Annotated in this window: 20 protein-coding genes; 13 read left to right on the forward strand and 7 right to left on the reverse strand. The window is 68.4% G+C overall.

What is annotated here, in order from left to right; translation table 11 throughout:
- Positions 1-88: 88 nt before the first annotated feature.
- Positions 89-811 carry a haloacid dehalogenase type II gene (locus LGM71_RS12015; RefSeq protein WP_059598787.1) on the reverse strand — a complete coding sequence of 241 codons (723 nt, stop codon included), beginning with the start codon at positions 809-811 and terminating at the stop codon, positions 89-91.
- A gap of 303 nt (positions 812-1,114) precedes the next feature.
- Entirely contained in the window at positions 1,115-1,753 is a 639-nt protein-coding gene (locus LGM71_RS12020; RefSeq protein WP_059679170.1) for a hydrolase, read from the reverse strand.
- Between the two features lie 234 nt (positions 1,754-1,987).
- On the opposite strand from LGM71_RS12020, the gene LGM71_RS12025 reads away from it, so the two are divergent.
- Complete coding sequence (locus LGM71_RS12025) at positions 1,988-2,881, forward strand: LysR substrate-binding domain-containing protein (RefSeq protein ID WP_226114934.1); 894 nt, start codon at positions 1,988-1,990, stop codon at positions 2,879-2,881.
- A 243-nt stretch (positions 2,882-3,124) separates the two neighbouring features.
- On the forward strand, positions 3,125-5,374 hold the full coding sequence (locus LGM71_RS12030) for a putative bifunctional diguanylate cyclase/phosphodiesterase (RefSeq protein ID WP_226114935.1): 2,250 nt from the start codon (positions 3,125-3,127) through the stop codon (positions 5,372-5,374).
- A gap of 4 nt (positions 5,375-5,378) precedes the next feature.
- Here LGM71_RS12030 and LGM71_RS12035 read toward each other — a convergent pair whose 3' ends face one another.
- The 3 genes from LGM71_RS12035 to LGM71_RS12045 all read right to left on the reverse strand — a co-directional run bounded on the left by LGM71_RS12035 (position 5,379) and on the right by LGM71_RS12045 (position 8,158).
- Positions 5,379-6,479: a diguanylate cyclase gene (locus LGM71_RS12035; protein ID WP_319000382.1), complete on the reverse strand. Its 1,101-nt coding sequence runs from the start codon at positions 6,477-6,479 to the stop codon at positions 5,379-5,381.
- Between the two features lie 55 nt (positions 6,480-6,534).
- Entirely contained in the window at positions 6,535-7,539 is a 1,005-nt protein-coding gene (locus LGM71_RS12040) for a chemotaxis response regulator protein-glutamate methylesterase (RefSeq protein ID WP_124628337.1), read from the reverse strand.
- A gap of 394 nt (positions 7,540-7,933) precedes the next feature.
- A complete protein-coding gene (locus LGM71_RS12045) occupies positions 7,934-8,158 on the reverse strand; it encodes a hypothetical protein (protein WP_039357299.1) in 225 nt (74 codons plus the stop codon).
- Between the two features lie 338 nt (positions 8,159-8,496).
- On the opposite strand from LGM71_RS12045, the gene LGM71_RS12050 reads away from it, so the two are divergent.
- The 4 genes from LGM71_RS12050 to LGM71_RS12065 all read left to right on the forward strand — a co-directional run bounded on the left by LGM71_RS12050 (position 8,497) and on the right by LGM71_RS12065 (position 11,638).
- Entirely contained in the window at positions 8,497-9,186 is a 690-nt protein-coding gene (locus LGM71_RS12050) for a DUF969 domain-containing protein (RefSeq protein WP_226114936.1), read from the forward strand.
- Positions 9,183-10,133 (forward strand): DUF979 domain-containing protein, encoded by a 951-nt coding sequence (locus tag LGM71_RS12055; RefSeq protein ID WP_124628333.1) that lies wholly within the window; start codon positions 9,183-9,185, stop codon positions 10,131-10,133. The genes LGM71_RS12050 and LGM71_RS12055 overlap by 4 nt, the downstream gene beginning before the upstream one ends.
- Before the next feature lie 43 nt (positions 10,134-10,176).
- Complete coding sequence (locus LGM71_RS12060) at positions 10,177-11,199, forward strand: DUF2891 domain-containing protein (protein ID WP_151049649.1); 1,023 nt, start codon at positions 10,177-10,179, stop codon at positions 11,197-11,199.
- Positions 11,200-11,314: 115 nt separating this feature from the next.
- Complete coding sequence (locus LGM71_RS12065; RefSeq protein WP_059598795.1) at positions 11,315-11,638, forward strand: hypothetical protein; 324 nt, start codon at positions 11,315-11,317, stop codon at positions 11,636-11,638.
- Between the two features lie 55 nt (positions 11,639-11,693).
- On the opposite strand, the gene LGM71_RS12070 is transcribed toward LGM71_RS12065, so the two are convergent.
- The gene (locus tag LGM71_RS12070) at positions 11,694-12,518 is read right to left on the reverse strand and encodes an IclR family transcriptional regulator (protein WP_059598796.1); all 825 of its coding nucleotides are present in this window, start codon (positions 12,516-12,518) and stop codon (positions 11,694-11,696) included.
- A gap of 184 nt (positions 12,519-12,702) precedes the next feature.
- Between LGM71_RS12070 and LGM71_RS12075 the strand changes: the two genes are divergently transcribed.
- From LGM71_RS12075 to LGM71_RS12105, 7 genes are all read left to right on the forward strand, one after another.
- Positions 12,703-14,358: a GMC family oxidoreductase gene (locus LGM71_RS12075; protein ID WP_226114937.1), complete on the forward strand. Its 1,656-nt coding sequence runs from the start codon at positions 12,703-12,705 to the stop codon at positions 14,356-14,358.
- A gap of 128 nt (positions 14,359-14,486) precedes the next feature.
- Positions 14,487-15,791 (forward strand): MFS transporter, encoded by a 1,305-nt coding sequence (locus LGM71_RS12080; protein WP_226114938.1) that lies wholly within the window; start codon positions 14,487-14,489, stop codon positions 15,789-15,791.
- Between the two features lie 488 nt (positions 15,792-16,279).
- The gene (locus LGM71_RS12085) at positions 16,280-17,695 is read left to right on the forward strand and encodes an NAD(P)/FAD-dependent oxidoreductase (protein WP_124904469.1); all 1,416 of its coding nucleotides are present in this window, start codon (positions 16,280-16,282) and stop codon (positions 17,693-17,695) included.
- Between the two features lie 180 nt (positions 17,696-17,875).
- Complete coding sequence (locus LGM71_RS12090) at positions 17,876-19,297, forward strand: amino acid permease (RefSeq protein WP_059598799.1); 1,422 nt, start codon at positions 17,876-17,878, stop codon at positions 19,295-19,297.
- Positions 19,298-19,520: 223 nt separating this feature from the next.
- Entirely contained in the window at positions 19,521-22,457 is a 2,937-nt protein-coding gene (locus tag LGM71_RS12095; protein WP_226114939.1) for a molybdopterin oxidoreductase family protein, read from the forward strand.
- Between the two features lie 16 nt (positions 22,458-22,473).
- Positions 22,474-23,220 (forward strand): 4Fe-4S dicluster domain-containing protein, encoded by a 747-nt coding sequence (locus tag LGM71_RS12100; RefSeq protein ID WP_124904463.1) that lies wholly within the window; start codon positions 22,474-22,476, stop codon positions 23,218-23,220.
- Positions 23,221-23,259: 39 nt separating this feature from the next.
- Positions 23,260-24,207, forward strand: a complete 948-nt coding sequence (locus LGM71_RS12105) for a dimethyl sulfoxide reductase anchor subunit family protein (RefSeq protein ID WP_226114940.1) — start codon at positions 23,260-23,262, stop codon at positions 24,205-24,207.
- 32 nt (positions 24,208-24,239) lie between these two features.
- Here LGM71_RS12105 and LGM71_RS12110 read toward each other — a convergent pair whose 3' ends face one another.
- Positions 24,240-24,992: an IclR family transcriptional regulator gene (locus LGM71_RS12110; protein ID WP_226114941.1), complete on the reverse strand. Its 753-nt coding sequence runs from the start codon at positions 24,990-24,992 to the stop codon at positions 24,240-24,242.
- Positions 24,993-25,066: the final 74 nt, after the last annotated feature.

Raw genomic sequence — 25,066 nt, forward strand, 5'->3', positions numbered from 1 at the left:
TCGATCAGCTACGACGACGAACGTAACCGGGCCGCGGTGACGCTTGCACGTTCACGTCGCGAACGCCATCCGGGCACGTGGCCGTGCGTCAACCCGGACAACCGAGCCGGTCCGCGAGTTCGTGCAGGTCCTTGACGTCGAAATCCCACGCGCCGTCGGCTTTCAGATCCGTCGTCTGGTTCGGCCCGTGTTCGGTCGGCCGCAGCACGAACGCGGTCGCGAGCCCCAGTTGCCGCGCGGCGGCCAGATCGCCGTTGTGCGCGGCGACCAGGCACAGCTCGGCCGGCGCGACGCCGAGAATCTCGACCGCTTCGGTATAGACCTTCGGCGACGGCTTGTACGCGTGCGCGACTTCGGCGCCGAGAATCGCGTCCCACGGCAGGCCGCCGTGTTTCGCGACGTCGACCATCAGCCGGATGTTGCCGTTCGACAGCGGCGCGATCATGTAGCGCTGTTTCAGCCGCTGCAGCGCGGCGACGGAATCGGGCCATGGATCGAGCCGGTGCCACGCGAGGTTGAGCGCGTCGATCTCCGCGTCGGGCACGCCGTCGATCCCGTAGCGGTCGAGCGTGCGCACGAGGTTCTCGCGATGCAGTACGTCGAGCCGCACGTAGCGCCTGCGCCCGCTGCGGATTTCCTCCATCGACGGCGAATATTCGCGGCGCCATGTATCGGCGAATTCGAACGGATCGCGATCCGGCGCATGGCGCGCCAGGAACGTGGCGGCTTCGCGCGCGACGCCGTTTCTCCAGTCGACGATCGTTCCGAACACGTCGAAAACGAGCGCCTTGATGTCGGCAGGGTTCGTCATGGGATTCCGTGCAGGTCGGTCGGGGGAGGCGATGCGCGGCGGGCTGGCAACGCGCGACGCCGGTTCGAACGACATTGAAGCACGTATCCGCGAACGCGGCTGGCCGTGTCGTCGCGAGTGAAGCGCGCGGTGCGGCATCGAAGGTGCCCGGGAGGGCGGGCACGGCGTCAGACGCGGATCTCGGGGCCGCGCTGGAGAAGGCTTACCCGTCGGCGCGCTACCCGCCCGGGCCGACCGGCTCGGGCGGGTCAAGTCACGCAACGCGCGCTTGCGGCCGCGACGCGTATCGGGTCCGCGCCGGAATCAGCTCTTGTCGTACGCGAACTGGATGCCCGCGGTGCCGCCGGTTTCGATGAACAGTTTCATGAACGCGGGAACGGTTTCACTGCGCGCCCAGTCGCGCTGCAGCTCGCAGAACAGCTGCGCGACGCTGATCATCTGGCCGCCGGCCTGCTCGATGCGACGCAGCGCGGCTTCGTGCGCGGCGACCGACGTGCCGCCGACCGCGTCGACGACCACATAGACTTCATAGCCGGCCTTCAGCGCGTCGAGTGCCGGGAAGGTCAGGCATGCCTCGGTCCACAGCGCGGTCATGATCAGTTTCTTGCGGCCGGTGGCCTCGACGGCCTTGCGGAACTCGACGTCTTCCCACGAGTTGATGCTGGTGCGGTCGTAGGTCGGATAGCCTTCGAGCGCGGCGCGCAACTGCGGGATCGGCGGCTTGTTCAGGCCGGTCTTCACGTTGACGGTCGAGTGGACGATCGGCAGGTTGTACGCGACCGCGGCCTTCGATGCGCCGACGATGTTGTTGATCAGCAGCTGGCGATCCATCGACGCGATGGAGTTCACCTGGACCGGCTGGTAATCGATGACGATGAACGCCGCGTTCTGCGGGGTGAGCAGGTGGTCGTTCGCGGGATCGCGAATCGGTTCGCTTGCCATGGTTGCCTCCAGAGACAGAGCAGGAAGTGGGAGAAATCCCGACGGTCCGGGGGAGTGCCGCCGTGGCGTCGGGATCGTCGTCGCGGCGGTACGCCCGTGCCGTCGCAGACGTCCGATGCGGTTGCACGGCGGGCGAATGCTGCCGGCTTGGCCATCGAATAAAGATGCTATTCGCGCAACAAACGGGTTTCCAGCCCCTTAAAATGCCGTCAGTGTTCTATGGGTGGAACAATCATGGATGACCTGAACGACCTCTACTATTTCGTGAAGGTGGTCGAGCACGGCGGATTCACGCAGGCGGGGCGCGTGCTGAATGTCCCGAAGTCGACGCTGAGCCGGCGCATCGCCGCGCTGGAAGCGCAATACGACGTGCGGCTGCTGCAGCGGACGACGCGTCATTTCACGGTCACGGAAACCGGCCGCGAATTCTACGAGCGCTGCCTCGCGGTGCTGGTTGAAGCCGACGCGGCGCGCGAGGTGATCGAGCGCCGGCACGCGGAGCCGCGCGGGATCGTCCGGGTGAGCTGCCCGACCGCGCTGCTCGAATATCGCGTGAGCGAGCTCATCGCGCGCTTCATGGCGATCCATCCGGCGGTGCACGTGCATCTCGAAGCGACGAACCGCCGCGTCGACCTGTTGAGCGAAGGCTTCGACCTGGCGCTGCGCGTGCGTTTCCCGCCGCTGGAGGACAGCGACCTCGTGATGCGGATCCTCGCCGACAGCCCGCAGCGGCTGGTGGCCGCGCCGCAGTGGCTGAACGGGCGCGCCGTGCCGACCGAACCGGCCGAGCTGGCCGGCGAACCGAGCCTTGATTGGGGGCCGCCGCGGCATCATGTGTGGCAACTGATCGGGCCGAACGGCGAGCAGGCGCAACTGCGCCATCACCCGCGCTACATCTCCGACGACATGCACGCGTTGCGCGACGCGGCGATGCACGGCGTCGGCATCGTGCAGCTGCCGTGCATGGTCGTCGAGGACGCCCTGCGCGACGGCACGCTGATCGACGTGCTGCCGGGGTGGGCGCCGAAGGGCGGCGTGATTCACGCGGTGTTTCCGTCCCGGCGCGGGCTCCTGCCGCGCGTGCGGTTGCTGATCGACTTCCTCGCCGAACATATCCGCAAGGACTGACGGCGGCGCAATCATCTGACGAATCGGGTTCCGGCGGCAGGCCGGCCGCGACCGCGCGTAAGCACTGATGCGCAGCGACGCGCAGGGCTGCACGGATTGGTGTTAAATGTATTTTGGTGCGCATCAGGGGCGCGCCGGAATGGGGACGCACCGGGGTCGCTAAGCCCGGCGCGGAAAACGGCACGAAGCATCGCTCACGAATCGGGCGCATCAGACCCGGTCGAACTGACGGCAGGATTCAGCTTGAATACCGAACCGCAAAGTTCTCGCTACAGCCTCGGCCTCGCGGCGGAAGTGCTCGCATCCGAGCAGAGCGTGCTGAGGCTGATCACGCGCAACACACCGCTGCCGGAACTGCTCGTCGAGGTCTGCCGGCGCGCCGAGGCACTGCTCGGCGACGGCGCCTCGTGCACGATCCTGCTGCTCGACGCGGACGGCGTGCACGTGCACGTCGGTGCCGCGCCGTCGCTTCCCGCGCAGTACAGCGCGGCGATCGACGGGGCATCGATCGGGCCCGCCGCGGGCTCGTGCGGCACGGCGATGTACGAGCGGCGGATGATCGCCGTCGAAGACATCGAAACCGATCCGCTGTGGGCCGACTTTCGTTCGCTCGCGTTGCCGCTCGGCCTGCGTGCCTGCTGGTCGGTGCCGTTTCTGGACGACGCGGGCACCGTGCTCGGCGCGTTCGCTGTCTATCACCGCACGCCGCGGCGGCCCACCGACGCGGAAACCGACCTGTTGCGCGATATCGGCAACAGCGTCGGCCTCGCGGTGCATCAGGACTCGATCGCGCGGCAGCTCGTGCGCAGCGAGGAACATCACCGCCTGGTCGTCAACAGCCTGAACGAAGGGATTCTCGTCGTGTCGCCCGACGGTGTGGTGGTCGCGAGCAATCCGAGCGCGAACCGGATGATGCGCGTGAAGGGCGACCTCGTCGGCCGCCGCCTGTCGACGGTGATCCTGTACAAGCTGTACGAGGACGGCACGCCGGTCGCGCCCGACGACTGGCCGAGCCGGCGCGCGTTCACCACGGCCATGCCGCAGCTCGACTACACGGTCGGCTTCGGGCTCGCCGACGGCGACGTCATCTGGGTGCGCGGCAACGCGGTGCCGATCGTGAAGCCGGGCGAGACGCAGCCCGAATCGGTGCTCGTGTCGTTTCACGACATCGGCCCCGTGCGCGAAGCGCAGCAGCAACTGCGCTATCTGGCGACGCGCGACGCGCTGACGGGCCTCTACAACCGGCGCTGGCTCTCCGACCGGATGCGCGAGCTGTTCGGCGCGCGCGATGCGGCGGCAGGGGCCGCGCGTGTCGCGATCCTGTTCATCGATCTCGTCGGCTTCAAGAAGGTCAACGACACGGCCGGGCACGACGCCGGCGACACGCTGCTGCGCAGCGTCGCGGCGCGCCTCGCGGCCTGCGGGGGCGGGCGTCATTCGCTCACGCGCGTCGGCGGCGACGAGTTCGTGATCCTCGTCGACGATTGCGACGATCCCGACGCGCTCGCCGTGCTCGCGCGCGAGGTGATCGACACGATCGCGAAGCCGTTCGCGATCGCGAACAACGAGTATTGGCTCGGCGTGTCGATCGGGATCAGCGTCGCGCCGCGCGACGGCGACGATGCGGCCACGCTGATGCGCAACGCCGATTCCGCGATGTACGACGCGAAGCAGCGCGGCCGCAACCACTTCACGTTCTTCACCGCGCAGTTGAACCTGCGCCTGCAGCGCCGCTTCGCGATCGAGCAGTCGCTGCGGCGCGCGATCGCCTCGGATGCGCTGCGGCTGGTCTACCAGCCGGTCGTCGACGCGCGCAGCGGCCGCACGGTCGGTGCCGAAGCGCTGCTGCGCTGGACGAGCCCGGAGCTCGGGCCGATGTCGCCTGCGGAATTCATCCCGGTTGCGGAAGATAGCGGGCTCATCGTCGCGATCGGCCAGTGGGTGCTCGAAACGGCCTGCCGGCAGGCCGCCGAATGGCGCCGCACGATCGCACCCGACCTGATGCTGGCGGTCAACCTGTCGCCGCGGCAGTTCCACGATGGGCTGGTCGAATCGGTCGACCGCTGCCTCGAACAGACGCGGCTCGATCCGGGCGCGCTCGAACTGGAGATTACCGAAGGACTGCTGATGAACGACACGGACACGGTGCTGCCGATGCTCGAGGCGCTCACGGACATGAACGTGCGGATCTCGGTCGACGACTTCGGCACCGGTTATTCGTCGCTTGCGTACCTGAAGCGTTTTCCGCTGCACAACCTGAAGGTCGACCGTTCATTCGTGTCGGGCGTGCCCGATCATCGCGACTCCGTCGCGATCACGCAGGCCGTCGTCGCGATGGCGCATTCGCTCGGGATGAAGGTCACGGCCGAAGGCGTCGAGACCGAGGCGCAGTCGTGGTTCCTGCAGCAGATCGGCTGCGACATGCAGCAGGGGTACCTGTTCGGCAGGCCGCTCGATCCGGCCGACTACGCACGCCGGCTCGTCGCCGTCTAGGGGTTCACGCGAAACCGCCGCCGTCCGGTGGGGCAGCGGGAGCTGGCGGTGCGGGCGGCGCATCGACCTCGACGCGATTCTTGCCGTCGTGCTTCGCGCGGTACAGCGCGCGATCGGCCGCCTCGATCAGCGACGTCGTCGGCAGGCTGGCGGCCGGCACGATGCTCGCGCCGCCGATGCTGATCGTCACGTGGCGACCCGTCGACGAGTGCGCGTGCTCGAGCCGCAGCGACTCGACCGCGAGGCGGATCTTCTCGCCGAGCAGCCGCGCGGCGCCCGGCGACGTGGCCGGCATCACGACCGCGAACTCCTCGCCGCCGAAACGCGCGGCGAGATCGCCGGACTGCCCGAGACAGCGTTCGATGGTGGTCGCGACCTGTTTGAGCACGCCGTCGCCCGACACGTGGCCGTACGTGTCGTTGTACAGCTTGAAGTTGTCGACGTCGATCATCAGCAGCGACAGCTCGCTGCGCTCGCGCGTGCCGCGCCGCCATTCGGCGGCCAGATATTCGTCGAGATAGCGGCGGTTCGACAGCCCGGTGAGGCCGTCCGAATGCGTGAGGCGCCGCAGCTCGAGATTGGCCTCCAGCAGTTGCTGCTGCGATTGCCGCAGCGCGCGATAGGCCTCGTCTCGCTGAAGCAGGTTCATGTACGAGCGCGAGTGATAGCGGATCCGCGCGATCAGCTCGATGCGGTCCGGCAGTTTCACGAGGTAGTCGTTCGCGCCGGCCGCGAACGCGGCGCTCTTGATCACGGGCTCTTCCTGCGTCGACAGCACGATGATCGGCACGTCGCGCGTCGCCGGATTCGCGCGGTACGCCTTCACGAGGCTCAGCCCGTCGGTGCCGGGCATCACGAGATCCTGCAGGATCACGGTCGGTCGCGTCTCGATCGCGGTCGCCAGCGCGTCGTCCGAGCGCGGGCAGTAGTGGAAGTCGATGCCGTCCTCGTCGACGAGCGCGCGCCGGACGGCTTCCGCGACGATCGTCTGGTCGTCGACCAGCAGGACCATCGCGGGGGCGTCGGCATGCGGCGCGGGTGTCGCGTGCGCGGCGTCGAACGCCGCATGCAGGCCGCTGGGCGCGCGGGTGAAGTCGCTAGTCATGATTGATGCAGGGTTGCGCCAGGGCAGCGATGGGTGTGACAGGGTTTCATCGGGATCAGATCCGCGCGAGTGCCACCAGCTCGCCCGCGATGCGCTCGAGCGGCAGGATCGCGCGCGCGGCGCCGAGCGTCGCGGCCGCCTTCGGCATGCCGTAGACGGCGCTGGTCGCCTCGTCCTGCGCGATCGTGTGACAGCCCTTCATTCGCAGCGCCTTCAGGCCGATCGCGCCGTCGCGTCCCATGCCAGTGAGCAGCACGCCGATCACGCGGCCCGGCCAGCGCTCGGTCAGGCTGTTGAAGAACACGTCGACCGACGGCCGGTACGGCGTGGCGGCCGGTTCGCGCGTGTATTCGAGCGTGCCGGTGCGCGTGATGCGCAGGTGATCGTCGGTCGCCGCGAGCAGCGCGACGCCCGGCTGAGGGCGGTCGCCTTCGTGCGCGACGCGCACGGTCAGCGGCGTCTGGCCGTCGAGCCATTGCGCCATTCCTTCGGCGAACGCGCGGTCGACGTGCTGGACGATCACGATCGGCGCGCTGAAGTCGGCCGGCAGGCTGCCGAGGATCGACGCGAGCGCGCCGGGGCCGCCGGCGGACGCGCCGATCGCGATCAGCGGGCCGCCGCTCGCGCGCGAGGCCGTGCCGGCCGCGCGGACACCGCCGGGCGCCTCGAGCAGCCGGCCGATCTGGTCGATCTTCGCGAGCAGCAGCTGCGCGGTGTCGCCGCCCGTGGCTTCGCCGAGGCGCGGCGTGTCGACCGCATCGAGCGCGCCGGCTCCCATCGCTTCGAACACGCGCCACGCGTTCGCGCCGATGCAGCTCGTCACGATCAGGATCGCGCACGGGCGGCTGGAACGCATGATCCGCCGCGTCGCCTCGACGCCGTCGAACTTCGGCATGATCAGGTCCATCAGCACGACGTCGGGCGGTTGCGCGGCGCACAGTTCGACGGCCTGCGCGCCGTCGGTCGCGACCCACAGCACGCGATGCTCGGGCCGGCGCGCGAGCGCACGGCGCATCGCCTCGACGGCAAGCGGGAGGTCGTTGACGATGCCGATGTTCACAAGCGGGATACTCCGGTCGGTTCGTAGTGTTGGATGTGGGCCGGGTTCATGAAAGGCAGCGCCGGTCGGCGCCGCCGAACGGCATCGGCGGGCGGACGGCACGGAATTCTTTTGGACTGGCGACGCCCCGAATGCTGTCATGCGGCGCGAGCGGCGGCAATCGAAAAAATTGCGCATTGCGTCGGTTCCGACCCTTTCCTCGATGGCCAGGTGGCATTTCTTGCCGCCCGGGACGCCGGACAGCGATGTGCCGGATGATGCGGCCGCGCGGCAATCCGTCGCCGACGCGTTCGTGACGGCGGGAGGGGCGGCGCCCGGCACGGGCGCACGCGCAGGCACCGGCGAGCCGGCCGCGAGCAGGCCGGCGCACCGCGCCCGGTGCGCGTTCAGTCGTTCAATGGCTGCGGGCGTACCCCTGGATCAGCGCGCGCATCATCCCTTCGACCGTTGCGTCGAGCAGGTCGGCTTCCTGCTCCGATTCCTCGACGAGCGCGGCATAGGCGGTCGCGAGCGTCACGCGATCGACTTCATGGCGTTGTTCCATCAGCGTCACCATCCCGTCCTTCGCCAGATGAGCGGAGAACGCGCGGCTGCCGATGGTCTGGAATACGTCAATCATGGCGGCTCTCCCGAACGTTGCGATGCCTTCCAGTGTAGTCGGCGCACCGACGCTCCGCCATACGCGGCGGGGCGCGGGCCATCCCCGGCACGCCGGCCGGAATCGTGCGTGCCGCGCGCGCGTTGCCGCCACCCGCCACCCGCCGCGAATCGTCCCGCCGAAACACCCCGGACACACGGGCGACGCAACGTGGCGTTGATTTCAACGTTTACCCGAAGCCTCAAATTGTCGACTTTTTATCGATAAAGTCTCGTGTTAGATTTTTCCGCCTGAAGCCGGTCGAAACCGGGCGGGCGGCGCGCCTTCACGGCGCCGCGCATCCATCACAAGGAGGGGCAATGCTGGTGCTGATTGGGGTGCCGATCGTCGTGATCGGTTTCGCGCTGCGCTTCAACGCGCTGCTGGTGGTCACGATCGCGGGGCTTGCGACAGGGCTGGCGGGCGGGCTGAATCTCGTCGATATCGTCAGCGCGTTCGGCAAGGCGTTCACCGAAAACCGCTACATGGGGCTGATCTGGCTCACGCTGCCGGTGATCGCGCTGCTCGAGCGCAACGGGCTCAAGGAGCAGGCGAAGCGGATGATCTCGCGCGTGCAGGCGGCCACCACGGGCCGCGTGCTGATGCTGTACTTCGTGCTGCGCCAGGTGACGGCCGCACTCGGCCTCACGTCGCTCGGCGGCCATGCGCAGATGGTGCGGCCGCTGATCGCGCCGATGGCCGAGGCCGCCGCCGTCAACCGGGACGGCGAGCTGCCGGAGTCGGTGCGCCAGCAGATCCGCGCACACGCGTCGGCCGCCGACAACGTCGCCGTGTTCTTCGGCGAGGACATCTTCATCGCGATCCAGTCGATCCTGCTGATCAAGGGCTTTCTCGAGCAGAACGGGATCTCCATCGAGCCGCTGCACCTGTCGGTGTGGGCGATTCCGACCGCGATCGCCGCGCTGCTGATCCACTGCGCGCGCCTCGCGCTGCTCGACCGCCGGCTGGCGCGCGGCTGCGGCCTGCTGGCGCAGGAGGGCGCGCGATGATCGGCCTCGAATCGCTGTACACGCTCGCGGGGCTGATGTTCGCCGCATTTGCATGCTTCAACCTGACCGATCGCACGAACCCGCGCCGCGTCGTCAATTTCGCGTTCTGGGCGATCTACGCGCTCACGTTCCTGTTCGGTGCGCTGCTGCCGCATTTCGTGATGGGCTGCCTCGCGATCGCGCTCGCGGTCATTGCCGGCTCGGGCAAGCTCGGGCGCGGCAAGTCCGACGAAGCCGGGGAGGCCGCGGCCCTGCGACGCGAGACGCTCGCACAGCGTTTCGGCAACAAGCTGTTCCTGCCCGCGCTGCTGATTCCGGTCGTCACGCTGATCGGCACCTTCGCGCTGAAGCACGTGCCGTTCGTCGACCAGAAGAGCGTGACGCTGATCTCGCTCGTGCTCGGCACGCTCGTCGCGTTCGCCGTCGCGCTCGCGATGCTGCGCGATTCGCCGGTGCATGCGGTGAAGGAGGCTCGCCACACGATGGACGCGGTCGGCTGGGCCGCGATCCTGCCGCAGATGCTCGCGGCGCTCGGCGCGCTGTTCGCGGTCGCGGGCGTCGGCGGCGTGGTGTCGGGGCTCGTGAAGGAGTGGGTGCCGATCGATTCGCCGTTCGCGGTGGTCGCGGCCTACACGGTCGGCATGGCGCTGTTCACGATGATCATGGGCAACGGCTTCGCTGCGTTCCCGGTGATGACGGCCGGCATCGGCCTGCCGCTGATCGTCCACCAGTTTCACGGCAACCCGGCGATCGTCGGCGCGATCGGGATGCTGAGCGGCTTCTGCGGGACGCTGATGACGCCGATGGCCGCGAACTTCAACATCGTGCCGGCGGCGCTGCTCGAGCTGAAGGACAAGAACGGCGTGATCAAGGCGCAATGGCCGACGGCCGTGCTGCTGCTGGCCGTGAACACGCTGCTGATGTACGCGTTCGCTTTCCGCTTCTGAGTCCGCTTGTGACTCCGCTTCTGACCCGATGGACGAGATGCTCATGACCGACCGACTCACACCCGAACTCGCCTCGACATTCGCGTCGCTCGCACTCGCGCACCTGACCCGCGAATACCCGAACAAGCTCACGCATTCGCTCGAAGGGCCGCACGACGTGCAGGCGCCGCGCGCGCTGCACCCGATCTTCTACGGCAGCTACGACTGGCACTCGTGCGTGCACGGCTACTGGCTCGTGCTGCGCATGCTCGAACGCTATCGGGCCTTGCCCGAGGCCGAGCGAATCATCGCGATCGTCGATGCGCACTTCACCGATGCGAACGTCGCCGGCGAGCGCGCGTATCTCGCGCTGCCGCACAACGCCGGCTTCGAGCGGCCGTACGGCTGGGCGTGGCTGCTCGCGCTCGCCGCGCAGCTCGAGCGGCTCGCGCTGAAGGGCGCGCTGCCGCAGGCCGCGCGCTGGGCAAAGACGATGGCGCCGCTCACCGACCTGTTCGTGGCGCGCTTCGAAACCTTCCTGCCGAAAGCGACCTATCCGCTGCGCGTCGGCACGCACTTCAACACCGCGTTCGCGCTGGCGCTCGCACTCGACTTCGCGCGCGATACGCAGCGCGACGGGCTTGCGGCGCTGATCGTCGATACCGCGAAGCGCTGGCACCTGAACGACGTCGCCTGCCAGGCGTGGGAGCCGTCGGGCGACGAATTCCTGTCGCCGGCGCTGATGGAAGCCGAGCTGATGCGGCGCGTGTTGCCGGCCGCCGAATTCGACGGCTGGTTCGCGCGTTTCCTGCCCGATCTTGCGCGCGGCGAGCCGGCGACGCTGTTCGAGCCGGCAACGGTCAGCGATCGCAGCGACGGCAAGATCGCGCACCTCGACGGGCTGAACCTGAGCCGCGCGTGGTGCCAGCGTTCGCTCGCCGGCGCGCTGCCGGAAGGCGATGCGCGACGCGCGAAGCTGCTCGATGCGGCCGACCGGCATCTCGCGAGCGCGCTCGCGCACGTGGCCGGCGACTACATGGGCGAGCACTGGCTCGCGACGTTCGCGGTGCTCGCGCTGGAGGCGTAGCGCGCGAAACCCCGCCGGCGGCAAGGTCTTCGGCGCGCGGCTATACTCGCCGCTCGGGCCGTATCGCGCGGCATGCGTTGCGCGATGCGGCCATCCGTTTCGTTGCCGCCTCGCCATGGACAAGCTCATTTCCTATATCGCCGCGATCCACGGGCTCGCGGGCCCGGTGTCGATCGTGTCGCATGCAACGTCGCACGAGCGCTGGACCGACGACGATGTCGAGGTCACGCGCGACGAAACCGAATACCGCTTCGACAACGGCGCGATCGTGCGCCGCTCGGTCGAGCAGGACCGCGCGCCGTCCGATCTGCTGTGCGCCGAATGCTGGATCGACTACGACGTGCTCCGCCATCCCGATGCGCAACCGATCGGCCCGACGCGGATGACGTTCGACAACGCATGCCGTGAAACCTTCTGGCTGCGTTATCACCTTGCGTGACCGCGTGACCGCGTGACCGCGTGACCGCGTGACCGCGTGACCGCGCACAGCCGCGTCAACCCGGCGGCGCGCCATCGCTCGCATGCAACAGCGGCGCGAGCCGCGTAGCCGCCTCCCGCATCTTCGGCACGTTCTCCAGTAAATCGTTGAGTGTCGCGCGCGCGGTCGGCGCATGCACGGCGAGCGCCGCGAGCACGCGACCGCTTGCGGCATCCTTCACCGGCACCGCAACTGCCACCATTCCGCGCACGAATTCCTCGTTGTCGATCCCGACGCCGCGCGCCGCGAGCCGGTCAAGCTCGGCCGCGAGCAACTGCGCGTCGGTCAGCGTCCGGTAGGTCATCTTCTTCAGCGTGAGCCGCGCGAGCATCGCGTTGCGCTCCAGCGCATTCATCTGCGACAGGAACAGCTTGCCGCTCGCCGTGCAATGCAGCGGCACGCGCATGCCGGGCCGCATCTCGAGCCGCAGCGGCTCGGTCGTCTCGACGCGTTCCACATACAGCACCGTGTCGCCATCGAGCGCGGTGAGGTTGCAGGTTTCGCCGAGCACGTCGACGAGTGCACGCAGCACCGAGCGGCAGCCGCGCGTGAAGGTGTTGTTCGACAGCGCCGCGAGCGCGAACTGCGCGGCACGCGGGCCGAGCGCGATGCCGCGGTCGTGGCCGCGCGAGTCGGGCATGTGGATCACGTAGCCGCGCGTTTCGAGCGACTCGATCAGGCGCAGCAGCGTCGCCTTTGGAATGCGCAGCCGCGCGGCAAGCTGCGACAGCGTGTACGGCTGCCCGGCCGACGCGAGCGCTTCGAGCACGGCGAGGGCGCGCAGGACGCGCGCGTCGTCGGCGAGCGCGCCGTCGGGCGGCGCGGGGGCGGTTTCGCGCATGTGTCTCCTCCGTCGGGATCGGCGTGCGTCCCGGGATGGTATGCGATGGAAATGAAACGAATTGAACGGTTTTTGTACCACATTCGCGCCGTGGACAATAAATCGGCTTGTATGCGTTCCGTGTGCTCAATAAATTTGGACAAAACATACCGGATTTTTCCAATACCCCGGGACGGAGACACGTATGACACGCAGCTTCGACTATGTGGTGGTTGGCGCGGGATCGGCCGGTTGCGTCCTCGCCAACCGGCTGTCCGACGGCGGCCGCCATACGGTGTGCCTGCTGGAAGCAGGTCCCGCCGACAACTACATGTGGATCCACGTGCCGATCGGCTACGGCAAGACGATGTTCCACCCCGTGTACAACTGGGGCTTCCACACCGATCCCGATCCGAACATGCACAACCGCCGCCTGTACTGGCCGCGCGGCCGCACGCTCGGCGGCTGCAGCTCGATCAACGGGCTGATCTACGTGCGCGGGCAGCAGCAGGACTACGACCACTGGGCCGCGCTCGGCAATCGCGGCTGGAGCTGGCGCGAGTGCTTGCCGTATTTCCGCAGGCTCGAACACAACACGCTCGGAGAGGGGCCGACACGCGGCACCGGCGGCCCGCTTTGGGCGTCCGTGATCCGGCAGCGTCACGAACTCGTCGATGCGTTCGTTGCCGCATCGAACCGGCTCGGCGTGCGCACGGTCGACGATTTCAACACGGGCGACCAGGAAGGCGTCGGCTATTACCAGCTCACCACGCGCAACGGACTGCGCTGCTCGACGGCGGTGGCCTACCTGAAGCCCGCGCGCGGGCGGCCGAACCTGCATGTCGAAACCGATGCGCAGGCGCTGAAGGTGCTGTTTGACGGCGCGCAGGCGTCCGGCGTGCGCTATGTCCAGCATGGCAAGGTTCGCGAGGTGCGTGCGTTGCGCGAGGTGATCCTCGCGGCCGGCGCGCTGCAATCGCCGCAACTGCTGCAGGTGTCGGGCGTCGGGCCGGCCGCGCTGCTGAACCGGCACGGGATTCCGGTCGTCGCCGATCGCGCGGGCGTTGGCGAGAACCTGCAGGATCATCTGCAGATTCGTCTGATCTACGAAGTAACGAAGCCGATCACGACCAACGACGAACTGCATTCGTGGGTCGGCCGCGCAAAGATGGGGCTGCAATGGGCGCTGTTCCGCGGCGGCCCGCTCGCGATCGGCATCAACCAGGGCGGCATGTTCTGCCGTGCGCTGCCGGACGAATCGGTGACGCCCGACATCCAGTTCCATTTCTCGACGCTGTCGGCCGATTCGGCGGGCGGCAGCGTGCATGCGTTTCCCGGCTGCACGTATTCGATCTGCCAGCTGCGGCCCGAATCGCGCGGCACCGTGCGAATCCGCACCGACGATGCGCGCGACGCGCCGTCGATCCAGCCGAACTATCTCGACACCGAGCGCGACCGCCGCACGACGGTGGCCGGCGTGCGCTTCGCGCGGCGCGTCGCGGCGGCCGAGCCGATGGCACCGCTGATGAAGCGCGAGGTGCGGCCGGGCGCGGACGCGCAGACGGACGACGAATTGCTCGAGTTCTGCCGCGAATATGGCCAGACGATCTTCCATCCATCCGGCACCGCGAAAATGGGCGTCGCGAGCGATCCGCTCGCGGTCGTCGACGAGCGACTGCGCGTGTACGGCACGCGCGGGTTGCGCGTGGTCGACTGCTCGATCATGCCGACCCTCGTATCGGGCAATACCAACGTGCCGATCGTGATGGTCGCCGAGAAGGCGTCCGACATGATCCTCGAGGATGCACGCGCGGCCGATCGCGGCCGCAGCGCTGCACCAGCCGCCGAGGCGCTCGCGTAAGGCATCGCCGCCCATCCACCCGCGCGGCCCGTGCTCCTGCGCCCGGACGGCCGCCGCGCGTTTATCGATGCCCCCGCCGGCACGGCGCCGGGGCAGGTTGCGGCGCATCCTTACCTGGAGAAGCTCGCATGGCAATCGATTCCCGGGTCGTCCGACGCGTGGCCGCGGCCAGCGTGATCGGCGCGACCGTCGAGTGGTACGACTTTTTCCTGTACGGCGTGGTCGCCGGCATCGTGTTCGACAAGCAGTACTTTCCGGCCGGCGACGCGTTCGTGTCGACGATGCTCGCGTATGCGACGTTCGCGGTCGGCTTCGTCACGCGGCCGCTCGGCGGCCTGCTGTTCGGCCATCTCGGCGACCGCGTCGGGCGCAAGTCCGCGCTGATCCTGACGATGCTGATCATGGGTGTGTCGACGGCCGGCGTCGCGTTCCTGCCGACCTACGCGCAGATCGGCATGTGGGCGCCGGTGCTGCTGCTGACGCTGCGCGTGCTGCAGGGCATCGGCCTGGGCGGCGAGTGGGGCGGCGCGGTGCTGATGGCCTACGAGTACGCGCCGCCGCACCGGCGCGGGCTGTATGCGAGCCTGCCGCAGATCGGGCTCGCGATCGGGCTGTGTCTCGCGGCCGGTGTGGTCGCGGCGCTGTCGCGTGCGTTGCCGGACGCCGCGTTCCTCGCGTGGGGCTGGCGCGTCGCGTTCGCGGCATCGCTGCTGCTCGTCGCGGTCGGCTTCTACATCCGCACGCGCGTGGCCGATACGCCCGAATTCGTCGCGCTCAAGCGCCAGCGGCGCGATACGAAGCTGCCGATCGTCGAACTGCTTGGAAATTATCGGCAGGCGATCCTGCTCGGGATGGGCGCGCGGTATGTCGACGGCGTGTTCTTCAACGTGTTCGCGGTGTTCTCGATCGGCTACATGACGCGCAACCTGTCGATCTCGCGCGGCGACGCGCTGCTCGGCGTGATGAGCGCGGCGGTGGTGATGTGCGTGTTCATCCCCGTGTTCGGCAGCCTGTCGGACCGGCTCGGCCGCGCGCGTGTGTACCGGTGGGGCGCGACCCTGTGCGGGCTGTCGGTGCTGCCCGCATTCTGGCTGCTGCAGACGCAATCGACGAACCTGCCCGCCGTGTGGCTCGCGCTGGTGATCCCGTTCGGGATCTTCTACGCGATGGCGTACGGGCCCGAAGCCGCGCTGTTCGCGGAGCTGTTCGACGCGAACGTGCGTTACACGGGCATCTCGTTCGTCTACCAGGTGTCGGGCATCTTCGCGAGCGGCCTCACGCCGATCGTCGCGACCGCGTTGCTGCGCGTGAACGGCGGGGCGCCGTGGCTCGTCGGGGTTTACGTGATGTTGTCTGCACTCCTGTCGATCGTGTCCGCGCGGGCGATCGAGAAGCGCGGCGGCGTGGCCGGCGTCGCGGCGCGCGCGATGTGACGGCGGGCAGGGTGGATGGGATGGGGTGCGGCGCGGGGTCGTATCGGCGGCGCGGTCGTCGGTCGGTGCCGCGTCCGTGCCGCTGACCGTTGCCGTCGGCCGGTCAGCCGGTTGTCCGATGCGGCACGCCGTTCGGCGTCCCGGTTGCCTCGCGGTGCCGCGCCCGCGCCGCGACCGCAGCCGATCGTCGCCCACCGCCGGTCGCCCGCTGTTGTCCGCCACTCGGCCGCCCGCGCGCTGGTCCAAGCGAATCCGGTCCACTGGCCCTACCTGTGAAAAATCGGCCTGCCTACACTTTCCTCGACAGATCGCCGCATTGAAGCATCTGCACACGATCGACCCGAAGAGAACGATCAGGAGACAGGCATGACCAACACGCAGTCGGCAGCATTCGCCCGTGCGGCGAGCGCGCGCCCCGCATCAGTCAGTCGAATCGCCTCGTGCGCCCGTTGCGGCGCGGCGGGCACGCCAGCGTCGGAGGTATGACCATGTCGACCTCATCCATCGAACGCACCGCGAGCGCCTTCGCCGGCGGCCGGCCGAACGATACGCGTTACGACCCGACCTACGATCCGCTCGTGTCGCCGGGGCCCGGGTGCGGCAAGCAGTACGCGCCGACCTACTGGGTCGCGACGGCCGGCACCCCGCCGCCCGACGACGGCCCCGTCACGCGCGATCTCGATGTCGACGTCGCGATCATCGGCGCCGGCTATACGGGCCTCGCGACCGCGCTGTGCCTCGCGCGGGACCACGGCATCAAGGCCGTCGTGCTCGAAGCCAACCGCACGAGCTGGGGCTGCAGCAGCCGCAACGGCGGGCAGGGGCAGAACGCGTCGGGCCGGCTGTCGCGCTCGCAGTGGATCGAGCGCTGGGGCAAGGACGTCGCGCTGAAGATGCACGACGAGATCCTCGAAGGCTTCGAGCACTTCAAGTCGCTCGTGTCGGAAATCGACTGCGACCCGCAGCCGGGCGGCCATTTCCTGATCGCGCACCGTCCGCGCATCATGGCGAAGCTCGCGGCCGAGGCGAAGGTGTGGAAGGACGTGTTCGGCTATCCGTCGGAGCTGCTGAGCGCGGAAACCTTCCGCCGCGAATTCATCAACGACCACGAGGCGGCCGGCGCGCTGCACGAGCCGGAAGGCATCGGCATCCATGCGCTGAAGCTCGCGTTCGGCTACCTGCGCCTCGCGCGCGAAGCCGGCGCGAAGGTGCATACAAGCAGCCCCGTGCTCGGCTTCGAGACGATCGATGGCGTGCATCACCTGCGCACGCCCGGCGGCGTCGTGCGGGCCCGCGCGGTCGGCATCGCGACCGGCGCGTACACCGCGCAGACGCTGCATCCGTCGCTGCGCAGCAAGGTGATGCCGATCCTGTCGAACTCGATGGTCACGCGCCCGCTCACCGACGCGGAGATCGACGCGTGCAATTTCCGCACGACGCAGGTGCTGACCGACACGCGTACGCTGCGCTTTTACTACCGGTTCCTGCCCGATCGCCGTCTGCAGATCGGCAGTCGCAGCGCGATCACCGGCGACGATGCGCCGAACCCGCGTCATCTGGAATTGCTGAAGGAAGGGATGGCGCGCAAGTTTCCCGCGCTGCGCGGCGTGGAGATCGATTATTCATGGTGGGGCTGGGTCGACGTCAGCCACGACATGATGCCGCGCGTGTGCCAGCCCGACCCGCGGCAGTCGGTGTACTACGCGCTCGGCTACGGCGGCAACGGCGTGTCGTACTCGCAGCAGGCCGGCCGCCGGCTGGCCGAGCAGATCGCGGGGAAGGGGGCACGCCAGACGCTGCCGATCTTCACGTCGCCGCTGCCTGGCCACCCGTTCGCGCCGTTCCGGCGCATCGGGCAGCGGATGCTCTACCTGTCGTACTTCAGGAATGACGAAAAGCCCTGAACGCAGTGCTCATCGCCGGGCGTGACGTAACCCGCGCCCGGCTGTCCAACACAATAAAAGCAACAGAAATCCGTGCGGCCGGGGCTGCAGGCGCCCCTGCACGCGCCGTCGCCGGCGGCGCCCGCGCTCACCCGACGGTGGCAAGCGGGCGGCGTCCGGACAACTGGATATGGAGAAGACATGCAACCCTCGAACCAGAGTGACCTGAAGTGTGGGCTCAAGCAGCGCCACATGACGATGATCGCGCTTGGCGGCGTGATCGGTGCCGGGCTGTTCGTCGGCAGCGGTGTGGTGATTCAGCAAACCGGGCCGGCCGCGATCTTGTCGTTCCTGATCACGGGCGGGCTCGTCGTGCTCGTGATGCGGATGCTCGGCGAGATGGCCTGCGCGATGCCGGCCGTCGGTTCGTTCTACGAATACGCACGGCTCGCGTTCGGCAACTGGCGTGGGCCCGGCAAGATGGCGGGCTTCCTGACCGGCTGGATGTACTGGTATTTCTGGGTGATCGTCGTCGCGCTCGAAGCGGTGGCCGGCGCCAAGCTGATCCAGTTCTGGCTGCCGGATACACCGGCGTGGATCATCAGCCTGGCGCTGCTGGTCGTGCTGACGCTCACGAACCTGATCTCGGTCGGCAGCTACGGCGAATTCGAATTCTGGTTCTCGTCGATCAAGGTCGGCGCGATCATCGTGTTCCTGTTCCTCGGCGGCCTCTACGTGCTCGGCCTGTGGCCCGCGTCGATGCACACGACGGCCGTGCTGCCGACGCTGCTCGGCCACGGCGGCTTCATGCCGCTCGGCATCGGGCCGGTGATGAGCGGGGCGGTCGCGGCCACCGGGTTCTACTTCGGCGCTGAAATCGTCACGATCGCGGCGGCCGAGGCCAAGGAGCCGGCGAAAGCGGTTGCGAAGGCCACCAATTCGGTGATCACGCGCGTGCTGGTGTTCTACGTCGGCTCGGTCGCGCTCGTCGTCGCGCTGGTACCGTGGAATTCGCATCAGATGGCCACGCCGTACGTGAGCGCACTCGAAGTGATGGGCCTGCCGGCCGCGGCCAACGTGATGAACGCGATCGTGCTGACGGCGGTGCTGTCCGCCCTCAACTCGGGCCTCTATGCGGCGTCGCGGATGCTGTTCGCGCTGACCCGCCATGGCGACGCGCCGGCCGCGCTCGCGAAGGTCAACAAGCGCGGCGTGCCGGTGCGCGCGATCCTGCTCGGCACGGTGTTCGGCTACGTGTCGGTGGTGATGTCGTACGTGTCGCCCGATACCGTGTTCGCGTTCCTCGTCAATTCGTACGGCACCGTCGCGCTGTTCGTGTACGTGCTGATCGCGTTCTCGCAGCTGCGCCTGCGCAAGCGTCTCGACCCGGTGGCCGCCAGCAAGCTGCGCGTCAAGATGTGGGCGTACCCGTACCTGACCTGGGTTGCGATCATCGGCATGGTCGGCATCCTCGTCGCGATGGCGTTCATCCCGGACCAGCGCAAGCCGCTGTGGCTCGGCGTCGCCAGCCTCGGTGTGCTGGTCGTCGCCTACGGGCTGACGCGCCGCAGCCGCCGCGAGCATCTCGACGACAGCGAACTGCTCGCCTATCCGCCGCGGTAATGCGCGGCCACGCATGACGCCGAAGGCCCGGCATGCAAGCCGGGCCTTCGCGCATGCGACTGCCGGCCCGATCCGATGGATTGTTGGTGCAACTATCGGGCCTGCCGATAGCACCGATCAGAGGATGCGACTTTATGTCGGCCGCGTGCCGGCATAGCATGAATGACCGATTCACGGGGGCGCCCCGGCAGGGCGCGCCCTCATTCGCGAACGAGGACAGACGATGGAACATCGGGCACGCGAGCGCGACGAGCAGGCCGAGATCAAGACGACGACGTGCTACATGTGCGCATGCCGCTGCGGCATCCGCGTGCACCTGCGCGACGGTGAGGTGCGCTATATCGACGGCAATCCCGCGCATCCGCTGAACCAGGGCGTCATCTGCGCAAAAGGTTCGTCGGGCATCATGAAGCAGTATTCGCCCGCGCGGCTCACGCAGCCGCTGATGCGCAAGCCGGGCGCCGAGCGCGGCGACGCGCAGTTCGAGCCGGTGTCGTGGGACGTCGCATTCGACGTGCTCGAAAAGCGCCTCGGGCACCTGCGCGCTACCGACCCGAAGCGATTCGCGCTGTTTACCGGCCGCGACCAGATGCAGGCACTCACCGGCCTGTTCGCGAAACAGTTTGGTACGCCGAACTATGCGGCGCATGGCGGATTCTGCTCGGCGAACATGGCGGCCGGGATGATCTACACGATCGGCGGCTCGTTCTGGGAATTCGGCGGCCCCGATCTCGACTACGCGAAGCTGTTCTTCATGATCGGCACCGCGGAAGACCACCATTCGAATCCGCTGAAGATCGCACTCGGCAAGTTCAAGCGCGCGGGCGGCCGCTTCATCGCGATCAATCCGGTGCGCACCGGCTACGCGGCGATCGCCGACGAATGGATTCCGATTCGCCCCGGCACCGATGGTGCGCTGTTCATGGCGTTGATGCACGAGCTGATCGCGCGCAACGCGTTCGACCTCGAATTCGTGTCGCGCTTCACGAATGCGGCCGAGCTGGTCGACCAGCGCGACGGCGCCGACACGTTCGGGCTGTTCGTGCGCGACGCCGGCGCGCCGGAGGTCAACGCGCTGTATCCGCAGAACCGGATGTGGTGGGACACGAAGACGAACCGCGCGGTGCTGCATCACACGGAAGGCGCGGAGCCGGCGCTCGATGGCCGCTATACGCTCGACGACGGCACGCCCGTCGCGCCGTCGTTCACGCTGCTGCGCGAACAGGTGGCCGAGTGCACGCCCGAATGGGCGGCCGACATCACCGGCATCGCGGCCGACACGATCCGCCGCCTCGCCCGCGAGATGGAGACGGTCGCGCGCGACCACGCGATCGAGCTGCCGGTGCGCTGGACCGATTCGTGGGGCAAGGAGCACGCGTCGGTGAAGGGCGTGCCGATCGCGTTCCATGCGATGCGCGGGCTCGCCGCGCATTCGAACGGCTTCCAGACGATCCGCGCGCTCGCCGTGCTGATGTCGCTGCTCGGCACGATCGACCGGCCGGGCGGCTTCCGGCACAAGGCGCCGTATCCGCGCGCGGTGCCACCGTCGGCGAAACCGCCGAACGACCCGGCGCAGATCAGGCCGAACACGCCGCTTGCCACGGGCCCGCTCGGCTGGCCCGCTGGCCCCGAGGACCTGTTCGTCCATCCGGACGGCACGCCCGCGCGGCTCGACAAGGCGTTCTCGTGGGAATACCCGCTCGCGGTGCACGGGCTCATGCATTCGGTCATTACCAATGCATGGCGCGGCGATCCCTATCCGATCGACACGCTGCTGATCTTCATGGCCAACATGGCGTGGAATTCGTCGATGAACACGACGGAAGTGCGCAAGATGCTGGTCGACAAGCGCGACGACGGCGAATACCGGATTCCGTTCCTCGTCGTGTGCGATGCGTTCGCGTCTGAAATGACGGCGTTCGCCGACCTGATCCTGCCCGACACGACTTACCTCGAACGGCATGACGTGATGTCGGTGCTCGATCGGCCGATCTCCGAATTCGACGGGCCGGTCGACTCGGTACGCGTGCCGGTCGTGCCGCCGACCGGCGAATGCAAGCCGTTCCAGGAAGTGCTGATCGAGCTCGCGAGCCGGCTGAAGTTTCCGGCCTTCACGACGGCGGACGGGCAGCGCAAATACCGCGACTATCCGGATTTCGTCGTCAACTTCCAGACCGCGCCCGATTCGGGCACCGGCTTCCTGATCGGCTGGCGCGGCAAGGACGGCGACAAGGCCGTCGTCGGCGAGCCGAACCCCGACCAGTGGAAGCGTTACGCGGAGAACAACTGCGTGTACCACCACCGGTTGCCGGAGCCGCTGCAGTACATGCGCAACTGCAATGGCCCGTACATGCAGTGGGCGGTCGACAACGGGATGCGCAAGTTCGGCGTGCCGATCGTGATCCAGCTCTACTCGGACGTGATGCAGAAATTCCGGCTCGCCGCGCAGGGCCGCACGTCGGGCCGCCAGCCGCCCGATCATCTGCGCGAGCGCATCGCACGCTATTTCGATCCGCTGCCGTTCTGGCATCGCTCGCTCGAAAGCGGGCTGACCGATGCGAGCCGCTATCCGCTCGCGGCGATCACGCAGCGGCCGATGGCGATGTACCACTCGTGGGATTCGCAGAACGCGTGGCTGCGGCAGATCCACGGCGAGAACCATCTGTTCGTGAACCCCGTGACGGCCGCCGCGCAGCAGATCGACGACGGCGCGTGGATCTACGTCGAATCGCCGTGGGGCAAGGTGCGTTGTCGCGCGCGCTACAGCGAGGCCGTCGAGCCCGGCACCGTCTGGACCTGGAACGCGATCGGCAAGGCAGCCGGCGCGTGGAACCTCGGGCCTCAAGCGGGTGAGTCGCAGCGCGGCTTCCTGTTGAACCACGTGATTACTGACGAGTTGCCGGATGCGGCGCGCGACGGCGCACGCCTGTCGAACTCCGATCCGGTCACGGGGCAGGCCGGCTGGTACGACGTGCAGGTGCGGATCTATCCAGCCGAAGCCGATGCGGCCACGACCTTGCCGCAGTTCGCGCCGATGCCGGCGCTGCCGGGCACGCCGCGCGTGCTGCAGCGCGTGCAGGCATATTTCGCGGGAACCGGCGCATTCGCCGCGCGGCTGCGGCGCGCGACGTCGGCCGGCCCTCAGTCTGACGACCGCTGATCGAAGGAGCGCAACCATGACCCAGATGGCCCTCGTCATCGACCTGAACGTATGCGTCGGCTGCCATGCCTGCGTAACGAGCTGCAAGGAATGGAACACGTCGGGCGAAGCCGGCAGTCTCGCCGATCTGCGCCCGTACGACGACGATCCGTCCGGCACGTTCTTCAACCGCGTGCAGACCTACGAAGCGGGTGTGTTCCCGATGACCGACACGATCCACTTCCCGAAATCGTGCCTGCACTGCGAGGATCCGCCGTGCGTGCCCGTCTGTCCGACCGGCGCGAGCTACAAGCGCAAGTCGGACGGGATCGTGCTGGTCGACTACGACAAGTGCATCGGCTGCAAGTACTGCGCGTGGGCGTGCCCGTATGGCGCGCGCGAGCTCGACGAAGGCCGCAAGGAGATGACGAAGTGCACGCTGTGCGCGGACCGCATCGACAACGAAGCGCTGCCCGAACGCGACCGGAAACCGGCCTGCGTGCTCGCCTGCCCGACGTCGGCGCGGCTGTTCGGCGATGTGCACGATCCCGAATCGGACGTGTCGCGTGCGATCCGCGAACGCGGCGGCTATGCGCTGATGCCCGAATGGGGCACGCGACCGTCGAACCATTATCTGCCGCGCGTGAAGACCGAAGCGTCGTGCGGTTGCGGGAGTAGCGGCGGATGCGGCAGCGCGTCGAACGGCCGTGACGAGGACGCGTCGTTCGAAGCCCGCGCGGCGCGCGGCGACATCGATCTCGTGTCGCTCGCGACGCAGCGCTGAGCGCAAGGCCCTTCATTCATACGAAAAAACGGAGTTCCCATGCGCCCAGCCTTTTCGGTCGTTTTCCTCACCACGCTGTGCGGTGCCGCACAGGGCCTGCTGCTGACGCTCGTGACCGTCGAGGCACTTGCGCGCGCGGCGGGCGTCGATATCGCTGCGTCGTTCTACGTGACGGGTGCCGCGCTGTCGGTCGTGCTCGGCGTGCTCGGCCTGTTCGCGTCGTTCTTCCATCTCGGCCACCCCGAGCGCGCATGGCGCGCGATCGCGATGTGGCGCACGTCGTGGCTGTCACGCGAATGTATCGCGCTGCCGGTGTTTCTCGCGTGCGCGTTCGCGTATGGCGCGGCACACCTGTTCGGCTGGCCCGGCACGTTGCTGATCGGCGCGGTGGGCGCGCTCGCAAGTGTCGTGCTGTTCGTGTGCACCGCGATGATCTACGCGTGCCTGCGGTTCCTGCAGGAATGGGCGAGCCCGCTGACGCTCGTGAACTTCGTGCTGCTCGGCTGCGCGTCGGGCTGCACGCTGGCGACGGCTTGCGCCGCGTGGCTCGCGCCGGCGCTGGTCGGCCGCCTCGCCGTGGCCGCGTGCGCACTGACGCTCGCCGGTGGCGTGGCACGGCTCGCGTCGCTTGCGCGCAATGCCCGGTTGCGGCCGAAGTCGACCGTGCAGAGCGCGACCGGGATCCGCCATGCGAAGGTCGAACAGAAGTCGCGCGGCTTCACGGCCAGCGCGTTCAATACGCGGGAGTTCTTTCACGGGCAAGGCAACGGCACGCTGCGGGCAGTGAAGGCCGGCTTCCTGATCGGCGCGTTCGCGGTGCCGTTCGCGCTGACCGGCGCGGGCGCGCTCGCGCCGACGTCGGTCGCGGCGGCCGTCGCGCTCGGCGCCGCGTTCGTGATCCAGTATGCGGGGCTGGTCGCGGAACGCTGGTTCTTCTTCGCGGATGCGCGGCATCCGCAGAACATCTACTACCAGCGCGCGTCATGACGTTGCGTGCGCGCCGCCACGCCGTGCGGGAACTAGAACGTTTGAGCGAGCGCGCCGGCCGCTTCCTGCAGGCGCGGCACGTGGTCGAGCAGCCGCGACAGCGGCGCGCGCGACACGGGCGCATGCACGGCGACCGCAGCGATGCACGTGCCGTTGTCGCCGACGATCGGCGCCGCGATGCACACGATGCCCGCGACGAATTCCTCGTTGTCGATCGCGACGCCCTTGTGTGCGGTGCGGTCGAGTTCGGCTTCGAGCAGTTCGGGATCCGAGATCGTATTCGGGGTGTAGCGCGGCAGCGCCAGCGCGCGCACCAGCGCGGCGCGCTCGTCGCGCGGCAGCAGCGCGAGCAGCAGCTTGCCGCTGGCGCTGCAGTGTGCGGGCACGCGCGAGCCGGGTTTCAGGTCGAGCCGCAGTGGCCAGTCGGCCTCGACGCGGTCGAGATAGACGACTTCCGTGTCGTGCAGCGCGGTCAGGTTGCAGGTTTCGCCGAGATCGGCGACGAGCCGTTCGAGGATCGCGTGGCGCAGCCGGCGCGCGCCGGCATGCAGCATCACGCCGGTGCCGAGCCGCGCGAGGCGCGGGCCGATCGCGTACGCGTTCTTGCGACCCGGCTCGCGGATCACGAGGCCGCCGGCTTCGAGCGACGCAAGCATCCGGTGCAGCGATGCCTTCGGGATATCGACGTCGCGCGCGAGATCGGCGAGCGACACGGCATCGCCGGCCTGGACGAGATGTTCGAGCAGCGCGAAGGCGCGCAGCGTGGGCGTATCCGCGGGCAGCATGGCAGGCGTTCCGGAAACTGGACTGCGGCCATTGTACCGAACGGCCCGGCAGGCCGGCCGCGCGGGGCAGCGGG

Source organism: Burkholderia sp. AU33545 (assembly GCF_020419685.1).
Taxonomy (GTDB): Bacteria; Pseudomonadota; Gammaproteobacteria; order Burkholderiales; family Burkholderiaceae; genus Burkholderia; species Burkholderia diffusa.

Bases quoted from the DNA above. Each gene is read 5' to 3' on its own strand.
- LGM71_RS12015 (WP_059598787.1), bottom strand. From the start codon at position 811: ATGACGAACCCTGCCGACATCAAGGCGCTCGTTTTCGACGTGTTCGGA.
- LGM71_RS12020 (WP_059679170.1), bottom strand. From the start codon at position 1,753: ATGGCAAGCGAACCGATTCGCGATCCCGCGAACGACCACCTGCTCACC.
- LGM71_RS12025 (WP_226114934.1), top strand. From the start codon at position 1,988: ATGGATGACCTGAACGACCTCTACTATTTCGTGAAGGTGGTCGAGCAC.
- LGM71_RS12035 (WP_319000382.1), bottom strand. From the start codon at position 6,479: ATGACTAGCGACTTCACCCGCGCGCCCAGCGGCCTGCATGCGGCGTTC.
- LGM71_RS12045 (WP_039357299.1), bottom strand. From the start codon at position 8,158: ATGATTGACGTATTCCAGACCATCGGCAGCCGCGCGTTCTCCGCTCAT.
- LGM71_RS12050 (WP_226114936.1), top strand. From the start codon at position 8,497: ATGCTGGTGCTGATTGGGGTGCCGATCGTCGTGATCGGTTTCGCGCTG.
- LGM71_RS12055 (WP_124628333.1), top strand. From the start codon at position 9,183: ATGATCGGCCTCGAATCGCTGTACACGCTCGCGGGGCTGATGTTCGCC.
- LGM71_RS12060 (WP_151049649.1), top strand. From the start codon at position 10,177: ATGACCGACCGACTCACACCCGAACTCGCCTCGACATTCGCGTCGCTC.
- LGM71_RS12065 (WP_059598795.1), top strand. From the start codon at position 11,315: ATGGACAAGCTCATTTCCTATATCGCCGCGATCCACGGGCTCGCGGGC.
- LGM71_RS12070 (WP_059598796.1), bottom strand. From the start codon at position 12,518: ATGCGCGAAACCGCCCCCGCGCCGCCCGACGGCGCGCTCGCCGACGAC.
- LGM71_RS12075 (WP_226114937.1), top strand. From the start codon at position 12,703: ATGACACGCAGCTTCGACTATGTGGTGGTTGGCGCGGGATCGGCCGGT.
- LGM71_RS12080 (WP_226114938.1), top strand. From the start codon at position 14,487: ATGGCAATCGATTCCCGGGTCGTCCGACGCGTGGCCGCGGCCAGCGTG.
- LGM71_RS12085 (WP_124904469.1), top strand. From the start codon at position 16,280: ATGTCGACCTCATCCATCGAACGCACCGCGAGCGCCTTCGCCGGCGGC.
- LGM71_RS12090 (WP_059598799.1), top strand. From the start codon at position 17,876: ATGCAACCCTCGAACCAGAGTGACCTGAAGTGTGGGCTCAAGCAGCGC.
- LGM71_RS12095 (WP_226114939.1), top strand. From the start codon at position 19,521: ATGGAACATCGGGCACGCGAGCGCGACGAGCAGGCCGAGATCAAGACG.
- LGM71_RS12100 (WP_124904463.1), top strand. From the start codon at position 22,474: ATGACCCAGATGGCCCTCGTCATCGACCTGAACGTATGCGTCGGCTGC.
- LGM71_RS12105 (WP_226114940.1), top strand. From the start codon at position 23,260: ATGCGCCCAGCCTTTTCGGTCGTTTTCCTCACCACGCTGTGCGGTGCC.
- LGM71_RS12110 (WP_226114941.1), bottom strand. From the start codon at position 24,992: ATGCTGCCCGCGGATACGCCCACGCTGCGCGCCTTCGCGCTGCTCGAA.